This window comes from Micrococcus sp. LASM2_SD2, from assembly GCF_057364565.1.
Genome location: NZ_JBNFOB010000079.1, coordinates 1 through 8,914, shown reverse-complemented (window position 1 = coordinate 8,914; position 8,914 = coordinate 1). Strand labels below are relative to the sequence as shown.

Below are 8,914 nucleotides of genomic sequence, written 5' to 3'. Positions count from 1 at the left end.
CGCCCCCAGCCGACTCCGTCGACGGACCCCGGTGGCTGGTGCCGGCCGTGCCGCCGACGGCACCGCAGCCCCGTCCCTGCCGGTGACCCTGGAGGACGTCCGCGCCGCCGCGCAGACCCTACAGGACACCGCCCTCACCACCCCGCTGCTCACCGCCCGCGCCCTCGGCCGGGACGTGGGCACCGAGGTCTACTACAAGTGCGAGAACCTCCAGCGCGCCGGCTCCTTCAAGATCCGCGGCGCCTACGTGCGCATGGCGCGGCTGACGGAGGAGGAGAAGGCACGCGGCGTCGTGGCGGCCTCGGCCGGCAACCACGCGCAGGGCGTGGCCCTGGCCGCCCGCCAGCTCGGCATCCACGCACGCATCGTGATGCCGCGCGGCGTTGCCCTGCCCAAGCTGCAGGCGACCCGGGACCACGGCGCGGAGGTGGTCCTGTACGGCACCACCGTGGACGAGTCCCTCGCCGAGGCCGAGCGCTATTCCCGTGAGACCGGCGCGGTCTTCATCCACCCCTTCGACAACCCCGCCATCATCGCCGGCCAGGGCACCGTGGGCCTGGAGATCCTCGAGCAGCTTCCGGACGTGGACACCGTGATCATGGCGATCGGCGGCGGCGGCCTGCTGGCCGGTGCGGCGATCGCGCTCAAGGAGTCAGCCCGGGAAGCCGGCCGGGACATCCGCGTGATCGGCGTGCAGGCGTCCGAGGCAGCGGCCTACGTCGGCTCCCTCGAGGCCGGTGACGTGCAGAGCCTGGCGGGGGTGAGCACCATCGCGGACGGCATCGCTGTGGGCCGCCGGCGCCGTGCCGTTCGAGGTCATCAGCTCGCTCGTGGACGCCGTGGTGACCGTGACGGACGACGAGATCGCCGAGGCGATCGTCCACCTCATGGAGCGCTCCAAGCTGGTGGTCGAGCCCGCCGGAGCCGTGGGCGCGGCCGCGCTGCTCTCCGGCCGCGTGGGCGCGCTGGGCCTGGACCTGGGCAAGACCGCCGTGGTGCTCTCCGGCGGCAACATCGACCCGATGCTCATGCTCAAGTCCATCCAGGTCGGCCTGGCCTCCAACGGCCGCTACATGGGAGTGCGCATCCCGCTGCGGGACCGCACCGGCGAGCTCGCCACCATCTCCCGGCTCATCGCGGACGCCGAGGCGAACGTGGTGCGTGTGGACCACACCCGCGTGGGCCCGGAGTTCTCCATGGGCGGGGTGCACATCACCATCGACATGGAGACCCGCGGCCACGAACACTCGGAGCGGGTGCTTGCCGCGCTCCGCGAGGGCGGCTACGCGCCCGAGCAGCTGTACTGAGCGGGCGGCTGCACCGGCACCGCACACGACGAGGGCCGCCACCGGATGTCCTGGTGCGGCCCCCGTGTTGCCTGTGGTGTGGCGCTCAGGCCTCGGCCTTCTGCGGGCCGGCGGCCTTCTTCTCCGCCTCCGCACGGGCGGCCTCTTGCTCGCGGACCCGGGCCTTGGCGGCGGCCTCGTCGACCTGGGCAGCGTGCTCGGTGTCCTCGGCCGGGCTGCCCGCGGAGACGTCCTCGTGGGTCTCCAGGGTCTGCAAGGTGGCCGGCAGGGCGGCGGCGGCGGTGTTGCCTGCGAAGGAGCCGGTCGCGGCCCGCAGTGCACGGACGTGGCGGTCGTCCCGGGTGAGGCGGACGATGCGGCGGCCCAGCTCGCGGCGGCCGTGCTCGGCCTCGGCGCCGGGGATGAGCACGCGGGCGATGTTCAGGGCGTCCAGGGTCCCCAACAGCAGGGACGTGGAGGGGCGCATCTCGGCACCGGACTCGAGGGCTCCTCGGACCTCCTCGAGCACCTCGTCCCGGGGACGGGAGGATTCGGGGCGGACCTCCGTGGTGAACAGGCCCTTCTTCTCCTTGACCAGCACGCCGCGCTCGATCAGGTGCGTCTGCATCGGCTTCTTCACGGCCGGCTTGCCCTTCTTCACGAGCGCGTGCAGGCCGGTGCCGTCCACACCGTCCACCTGGCCCAGCACCGCGTCCAGAACGGGGTGGCCGGTGGTGCCGGCCGCGACGACGCGCACGCGGGCCTGCGCGGGCTCGGCGTCCTCCTCCACGGCCACGATCCCGGCCTCGGCCAGGTCCAGCAGGCGGCCGCGGCCAGAGCGTTCTTGTGCGCCTTCGGCGCTCGGAGGTGCCGTCCGGTCGGGTCAGCATCAGGTGCATCTTCTCAACGGTGAGCATGGATTCAACCTAGCAGTGCACGGCGGCTCCGGAAGAGCCCCGGAGGACGACGACGGCCCCTCACTCTCCCCGTGCGGCAGGCGCCGTGCACGGGGAGGGGAAGGGCCGTCGTCGTGGCCACGGCCGTCCGGGACGGACGGCTCGGGCCGAGGGGATCAGGCGCGGTAGAGCTGGACGTCCAGGATCTCGACCTTGATCTCCTTGCCGTTCGGGGCGGTGTAGGAGACCTTGTCCCCCTTCTTGGCCCCGTTGATGGCCTCGCCGAGCGGGGAGCGCTCGGAGTAGACCTCGAGCTTCTCGTCGTCGTCCGCGATCTCACGGGAGCCGAAGAGGAAGGTCATCTCGTCGCCGGCCACGGTGGCGGTCACCACGGTGCCGGGGTGCACGTGGCCGTCGTTCTCCGCGGCCTCGCCCACGGTGGCGGTCTCGAGCAGGTGCTTCAGCTCGGCGATGCGGCCCTCGTTCTTGGACTGCTCCTCGCGGGCGGCGTGGTAGCCGCCGTTCTCCTTGAGGTCGCCCTCCTCGCGGGCGGCCTCGATGCGGTCGATGATCTCCTGGCGGTACGGGCCGGAGATGTGCTCGAGCTCCTTGGAGAGGCGGTCGTACGCCTCCTTGGTGAGCCACGGGGCGTCGGCAGAGTTCGTGGTCATGCTGACTCCTTCCTATCGGGCGGTGCCCGGTGTTCGGCAGGCACGGGTCGGCGGCGGCGCCTGCGCTGCCTGTAGATGACAAGAACCCCGCCGTGGTGTCCGGGTCGACGGAGACGCGGGCCCCGGACCGGGCCGCGATCCGACGTCCACCGACGGACACATGCGATCGGCGGGGCAGAAAGCGCTGCGATCCACTATACCAAGTGGTCTGCACCACAGGTTGCTGTGTCCGCCCTGATCCCGGCCTGTCAGCGGCGGGCGAAATCCGTGTGGCCGGTGCGGTGCCGGCTCAGACGGCGCGACAGGTCTCCACCACGCCGGTGTTCCCGCGCACCACGGTGCGCACGTCCACCGTGTACGTCCAGGTGTCGTCCCCGGGCGCGGAGCGCTCCTGCGGCTCCAGTCCGGAGATCAGCACGGTGCGATAGCCGACGGGCGCCGCCTGGGAGTCCTGGACCTCGATGTCGCACTCGGCCTGCTTCCCGGCCGGCGCGGTCACCTGGAAGGAGACGCGGGTCAGGTGGTCGTCCACCACCTCGTAGCCGATCTCCTTGTACGTCACCCGCCCGATCGAGGTCGAGAGGGCGAACCAGGCGGTCACGAGCACCGCCGCCGCCACCGCGATCGTGGCCGTCAGGCGCATGCGCCGCGAGACGCCCGCCGAGGGGCGCCGTTGAGCGCCTCCGTAGCGGTTGGCTAGGCTTTCCTCCGGCGTGTCGCCGGCGGATGCGTGCGGTGCAGTGGTGGGAGAGGCCATCGGCACCAGCCTACCGCCGGGCGCGGCGACGCCCCGGTGCTGCCGTCGCCGTGACGGCGAGGCGCCGACCACCGCGCCAGACCGCCGTCCCCGCACCCTGTCAGGAGTCCCGTCCGTGAGCGAGAAGCACACCGCAGACCAGGCCGTCCCCTCGGCCGGCGGCATCCCGGTCGGCCACACCGGCCGCCACAGCGCCTCCGAGACGGTGGCGCCCCGTCCCTCGGACGGCGTCCCGCCGTCCGAGGGGCTGCGCCTGATGGCCGTCCACGCCCACCCGGACGACGAGTCCTCGAAGGGCGCCGCCATGATGGCCGCCTACGAGGACGCCGGCGCCGAGGTCATGGTGGTCACCTGCACCGGCGGCGAGGCCGGGGACCTGCTCAACCCGCAGTACGAGGACACCGTGGCCTGCGAGCGGGACATCACCGCCGTGCGCCGCGTGGAGATGGCGGAGGCGCAGGCCGCCCTGGGCGTGGACCACGAGTGGCTCGGATTCCTGGACTCCGGCTTGCCGGAGGGCGACCCGGTCCCGGAGCTGCCGGCGAACTGCTTCGCCAGGATGCCGCTGGAGACCGCCGCCGCGCCGCTGGTCTCCCTGATCCGCCGGTTCCGCCCGCACGTGCTCATCAGCTACGACGAGGTCGGCGGCTACCCGCACCCGGACCACGTCATGTCCCACCGGGTCACCGTGGAGGCCTACCGGGCCGCGGGCCTGGCGGACGAGTACCCGGGCGCCGGCGAGCCGTGGGAGGTCTCCAAGCTCTACTACGACCGCGCCTTCAACCCGGCGAAGTTCCGCACCCTGCACGAGGTGTACACCGCGGCCGGCGAGGAGTCGCCCTTCGCGGACCGGCTCGGCTGGTACGAGAAGATGGAGCGCCTCCGTGAGGTCCGCGCCCGCCAGGCCGCCGGGGAGGACGTCCCGGACCCGGAGGACGCGCCGCCCTGGTTCATCCCGGACCACGCCGTCACCACCCAGATCCCGGTGGCCGACCACCTCGAGCGCAGGGACGCCGCCCTGCGGGCCCACCGCACCCAGGTGGACCCCACCGGTTTCTTCTTCGCCGCCCGCAACGAGGTGCTCCGCGAGGCCTGGCCGTGGGAGGACTACGTGCTCATCGACTCCCGCGTGGAGGTCGACCTGCCCGAGCACGACCTCTTCAACGGCCTGCGCTGACGGCGCCGCCGGTAGACTGGCACGCTGTGACGACCTGGACCTCCCTGAACTCCGCCCTGCTCACCCTGCAGGGGCAGGTGCCCGCCCCGGCGGTGCCCGAGCCGACCCTGCGTCCCGGCCTGGACGAGGCCGACATCACCCCCGGCGTGGTGGGCTTCCTGTTCACCGCGCTGATGGTGGTCATGGCGATCATCGTGCTGCGGCTGATGGTGCGCTCCGTGCGCCGGGTGCAGCAGCGCTCGCCGGAGGCCGAGGAGATGCTGATCGAGCGCAACCAGCCGCGGCTGAGCCCGGAGCAGCGCGCCGCTGGCGAGGGCCTGGACGCCTCCGGCGAGGACCGCCTGCAGCGGCTGCGCAGGAAGTACCCGGGCTACCTGGACGAGCCCACGCCGGAGCCGCAGGAGCCGGACACCGGACGCTGAGGCCGCACGCCGGCCCCACTCGACCGAAGCGAGGGCGGAGTTTCCCGGAATTCGCGACGGATTCCGGGAAACTCCGCCCTCACTCTGCAGGGAGGCAGGGCCCGGCCCAGCCCCCTCAGCCGGCGGAGAGCACCCCGAACATGATCGCGATGTAGTGGCACACGAAGCCGCCCACCGTGAACGCGTGGAAGAGCTCGTGGAACCCGAACCACTCCTTGTGGATCGAGGGCGCCTTGAGCGCGTAGAAGACCGCCCCGATGATGTAGGACGCACCGCCGGCGCAGATGAGCACGGCGGCGGTCACGTTCGCGGCGAAGAAGTCGCCGATGTACAGCAGCGCCGCCAGGCCCAGCGCCACGTAGACGGGCGTGTAGAGCCAGCGCGGGGAGTGGGTCCAGACCAGGCGGAACAGCACGCCCAGGACGGCGCCGCACCAGACCAGGGACAGCAGCAGGACGGCCTTGTCCTGGGGCAGCAGCGCGATCGACAGCGGCGTGTACGTGCCGGCGATCACCAGCATGATGTTGGTGTGGTCCAGGCGCTTCAGCACGAGGTTGACCTGGTCGTTCCACTGCACCAGGTGGTACGTGGCGGAGACGCCGAACAGCATCAGGCCGGTGATGGAGTACACCACGGAGGCCCAGCTCAGCGCCGCGGTCGGGGCGAGCACGATCAGCACGATGCCCGCCGCCAGCGTCAGCGGGAACATCACCGCGTGGATCCAGCCGCGCAGCCGCGGCTTGAACAGCGGGTGCGCCGGGTCGGTGATGCGGGGGATCCGCCAGCCCGTGTGCGAGCCTGCGGTTCCCTTCGCCGGCGGCGCGTCGGCCTGCGGCGCATCGGCCAGTGGCATGTCGGGCTGCGTCGTGCCGGCATGCGTCGGCGGCTCTGTGCGCACCGGCGCGGCCTCACCGGCCGGGGTGTCGTGCGGGGGGATGTCATGACGGGTGGCCATGTCACCATCTTCCCACCGTCGCCGGACCCGCCGCACAACGGTCCCACCTCAGGACCGCCGCGTATTCTGTCCCTGACCGGTTCGTCCGCCGCGCCGGTCCATGAGTCAGAGAAGGAGTGGTCCGCGTGCGCCAGCCCGAGGTCGTCTACCGCATGTACGAGCGGCGTCTGGCGCGGGACCTGGACCCGGAGCGAATGCCCCGGCACATCGGCGTGATGGTGGACGGCAACCGCCGCTGGGCGCGGGCGTTCGGCGCCACCACGCAGGAGGGTCACCAGGCGGGGGCGGACCGGATCCTGGAGTTCATCGGCTGGTGCCAGGAGCTGCGGATCCCGGTGGTGACCCTGTACATGCTCTCCACGGACAACCTGACGCGGGACCCGCAGGAGCTGGCGCCGCTGCTGGAGATCATCAAGACCACCGCGCGGCGGCTGGCGGCCCATCAGGACGGGCTGCTGCGGGCCCGGGTGCAGCCGGTGGGCGCGGTGGACATCCTCCCGCCGGACCTGGCCGAATGCCTGACCGCGGTGGCGGAGGAGACGAAGGGCAACGAGGGCATCCACATCAACGTGGCGGTGGGCTACGGCGGCCGCCGGGAGATCGTGGACGCGGTGCGGGAGCTGCTGGTGGAGGCGGACGCGGCCGGCCGTTCGGCGGCGGACGTGGCCGCGGAGCTGTCCGTGGACCAGATCTCGGATCGCCTCTACACGCGTGGCCAGCCGGACCCGGACCTGGTGATCCGCACCTCCGGCGAGCAGCGGCTCTCCGGGTTCCTCATGTGGCAGTCGGCGTACTCGGAGTTCTACTTCTGCGAGGCGCTGTGGCCGGACTTTCGGCGCGTGGACTTCCTGCGTGCCCTGCGGGACTACGCCTCCCGCCAGCGCCGCTTCGGCGCCTGAGCGGTCACCCCCCGCTTCCCGACGACGGCCCGCGCCTCCGCCTGTCCTGTCGCCTGGTCCTCGGATCGGGTGGGGCCGCCCTCACGGCCGCCGGCAGGTCCGGGCTCAGCGGATGCCGGCCCGCGCCTCGGCGCGCTCGAGCCAGGAGGGTCCGCGCTCCCGGCGGTCCTTGCGCCCCCACAGCAGGGCCAGCAGCAGTCCGGCGAGGAAGCCGGCGATGTGTCCGGTCCAGGACAGGCCGGCCTGGGGGATCATGCCCAGGAACGTGCCGCCGAGCAGCGGCAGGGAGACCAGCAGGGAGACCACCACGGCGAACCAGCGGCGCGCCACGATGCCGTAGACCAGCAGGAATGCGGTGAACGCGTAGACGATGCCCGAGGCGCCGATGTGCACGCCCGGCGTGCCGAGGACCCAGTTGAACAGGCCGGAGCCCAGCCACGCCCAGAGCATGAGCCGCACGGGCCGGCGGGAGACCACGGCGGCCACCGGGGACAGCACGAGCAGGGCGGTGGTGTTGCCGATCAGGTGGCCCCAGCCGCCGTGCAGCAGCGGGGAGAACAGGATGCCGTCCAGTCCGTCGAGCTCGCGGGGGATGAGTCCGAAGCCGGAGGCCAGGGCCCGGCCGCCGACCATGCCGAGCAGCCCGCCGAGCCACATCAGGGCCAGCAGGAGCAGGGTGGGGGCGAACCAGTGGACGAGGTGGTCGCGCCACTCCGGGCGCGCGCCGGGGCTCTGGCCGCGGTGTCGTCCGAGCGTGCGGCCGCGGGCAGGGCCTGCGGGGGTGCCGGCGCCGTGTGGGTCCGGGCTGGGGTGGTGGGTCATGGGTGCCTCCTGGGGTCCAGTCTAGGCAGGGCGAGGCGGGGGCGAGTCGGCGTGCGGGGCAGTGCTCCGGACTGTGTTCAAGCCCCTCGGTGGTCAGCCCCCTCAGACCACGTACAGGGTCGTCGGGACAAGCGTCTGGGCGCGGCGTCTTCCGCCGGGAACGTGGCGGCCACCGGCAGGTCACCGGCGTCACCGGCCCTTCACGGGACATTCACCCGCCGCACCTGCCCTGCCTGCCCCGCGCTCTCCTAGCGTGGATCCCATCCGGACAGGCAGGGGCGCCGAGGCCCCGGCGAGGAGGCATACGTGCAGCAGACCCCCCACCCCGTCCAGGCGACCGCCGAGCGCAGCCGCGAGCGGCTCAGCGTGGGGGAGCGCACGTACGTGCTTGACACCTCCGTGCTGCTGTCCGACCCGCGTGCCCTGCTGCGCTTCGCCGAGCACGAGGTGATCCTGCCGCTGGTGGTGATCTCGGAGTTGGAGCACAAGCGGCACGACCCGGACCTGGGCTACTACGCCCGGTCGGCGCTGCGGCTGCTGGACGAGCTGCGCACCCGCCACGGCGGGCTGTCCCAGGATCTGCCGTTGAACTCGGAGGGCGGGACGCTGCGGGTGGAGCTGAACCACATCTCCACGGACGTGCTTCCCTTCGGCATCCGCGGCACGGACAACGACTCGCGGATCCTGGCTGTGGCGAAGGCGTTCGCGGACGAGGGCCGGGACGTCACCGTGGTGTCCAAGGACCTGCCGATGCGGGTGAAGGCCTCGGCCATGGGCCTGGCCGCGGACGAGTACCGCAACGACCAGGTCCCGGACTCCGGCTGGACCGGCACCGTGCACCTGGGCGTGGAGGAGACGGCCGTGGCCGACCTCTACGAGGAGGGCTCGGTGGACCTGGAGGACCTGGTCCTGCCGCTTGCCGCGGGCGCACTGGACGCCGGCACGGCGGGGGACGACGACGGCCCGCTCGCCTCCGCCGGTCCGCTCACCGGGGCCGGGACCCTCGCCTCGGCGGAGGCCCTGCCGGTG

Annotated in this window: 9 protein-coding genes and 1 pseudogene; 5 read left to right on the top strand and 5 right to left on the bottom strand. The window is 72.6% G+C overall.

What is annotated here, in order from left to right; translation table 11 throughout:
* The first annotated feature begins 31 nt into the window (after positions 1 to 31).
* A pseudogene (gene ilvA, locus AC2W7A_RS06005) lies at positions 32 to 1,307 on the top strand (threonine ammonia-lyase).
* Positions 1,308 to 1,392: 85 nt separating this feature from the next.
* On the opposite strand, the gene AC2W7A_RS06000 reads toward ilvA, so the two are convergent.
* The 3 genes from AC2W7A_RS06000 to AC2W7A_RS05990 form a co-directional block, all read right to left on the bottom strand.
* Positions 1,393 to 2,100 (bottom strand): GPP34 family phosphoprotein, encoded by a 708-nt coding sequence (locus AC2W7A_RS06000; protein ID WP_485990552.1) that lies wholly within the window; start codon positions 2,098 to 2,100, stop codon positions 1,393 to 1,395.
* A 258-nt stretch (positions 2,101 to 2,358) separates the two neighbouring features.
* A complete protein-coding gene (gene greA / locus AC2W7A_RS05995; RefSeq protein ID WP_485990548.1) occupies positions 2,359 to 2,853 on the bottom strand; it encodes a transcription elongation factor GreA in 495 nt (164 codons plus the stop codon).
* A 289-nt stretch (positions 2,854 to 3,142) separates the two neighbouring features.
* On the bottom strand, positions 3,143 to 3,610 hold the full coding sequence (locus AC2W7A_RS05990) for a DUF4307 domain-containing protein (RefSeq protein ID WP_485990547.1): 468 nt from the start codon (positions 3,608 to 3,610) through the stop codon (positions 3,143 to 3,145).
* A 256-nt stretch (positions 3,611 to 3,866) separates the two neighbouring features.
* Here AC2W7A_RS05990 and mca point away from each other — a divergent pair, with 256 nt between their 5' ends.
* Complete coding sequence (mca, locus tag AC2W7A_RS05985) at positions 3,867 to 4,787, top strand: mycothiol conjugate amidase Mca (protein WP_485990551.1); 921 nt, start codon at positions 3,867 to 3,869, stop codon at positions 4,785 to 4,787.
* Positions 4,788 to 4,813: 26 nt separating this feature from the next.
* A complete protein-coding gene (locus tag AC2W7A_RS05980; RefSeq protein ID WP_485990546.1) occupies positions 4,814 to 5,209 on the top strand; it encodes a hypothetical protein in 396 nt (131 codons plus the stop codon).
* 115 nt (positions 5,210 to 5,324) lie between these two features.
* On the opposite strand, the gene trhA is transcribed toward AC2W7A_RS05980, so the two are convergent.
* Positions 5,325 to 5,918, bottom strand: coding sequence for a PAQR family membrane homeostasis protein TrhA (trhA, locus tag AC2W7A_RS05975; RefSeq protein WP_485990550.1), 594 nt, complete (start codon positions 5,916 to 5,918; stop codon positions 5,325 to 5,327).
* Positions 5,919 to 6,289: 371 nt separating this feature from the next.
* On the opposite strand from trhA, the gene AC2W7A_RS05970 reads away from it, so the two are divergent.
* Positions 6,290 to 7,063 (top strand): isoprenyl transferase, encoded by a 774-nt coding sequence (locus AC2W7A_RS05970; RefSeq protein WP_485990545.1) that lies wholly within the window; start codon positions 6,290 to 6,292, stop codon positions 7,061 to 7,063.
* A 105-nt stretch (positions 7,064 to 7,168) separates the two neighbouring features.
* On the opposite strand, the gene AC2W7A_RS05965 is transcribed toward AC2W7A_RS05970, so the two are convergent.
* Positions 7,169 to 7,885, bottom strand: a complete 717-nt coding sequence (locus AC2W7A_RS05965) for a rhomboid family intramembrane serine protease (RefSeq protein WP_485990544.1) — start codon at positions 7,883 to 7,885, stop codon at positions 7,169 to 7,171.
* 366 nt (positions 7,886 to 8,251) lie between these two features.
* Between AC2W7A_RS05965 and AC2W7A_RS05960 the strand changes: the two genes are divergently transcribed.
* The coding region (locus AC2W7A_RS05960) for a PIN domain-containing protein (RefSeq protein ID WP_485990549.1) at positions 8,252 to 8,914 on the top strand (663 nt) is incomplete at its 3' end.

Bases quoted from the DNA above. Each gene is read 5' to 3' on its own strand.
- greA (WP_485990548.1), bottom strand. From the start codon at position 2,853: ATGACCACGAACTCTGCCGACGCCCCGTGGCTCACCAAGGAGGCGTAC.
- mca (WP_485990551.1), top strand. From the start codon at position 3,867: ATGGCCGTCCACGCCCACCCGGACGACGAGTCCTCGAAGGGCGCCGCC.
- AC2W7A_RS05965 (WP_485990544.1), bottom strand. From the start codon at position 7,885: ATGACCCACCACCCCAGCCCGGACCCACACGGCGCCGGCACCCCCGCA.
- AC2W7A_RS05990 (WP_485990547.1), bottom strand. From the start codon at position 3,610: ATGGCCTCTCCCACCACTGCACCGCACGCATCCGCCGGCGACACGCCG.
- trhA (WP_485990550.1), bottom strand. From the start codon at position 5,918: ATGTTCCCGCTGACGCTGGCGGCGGGCATCGTGCTGATCGTGCTCGCC.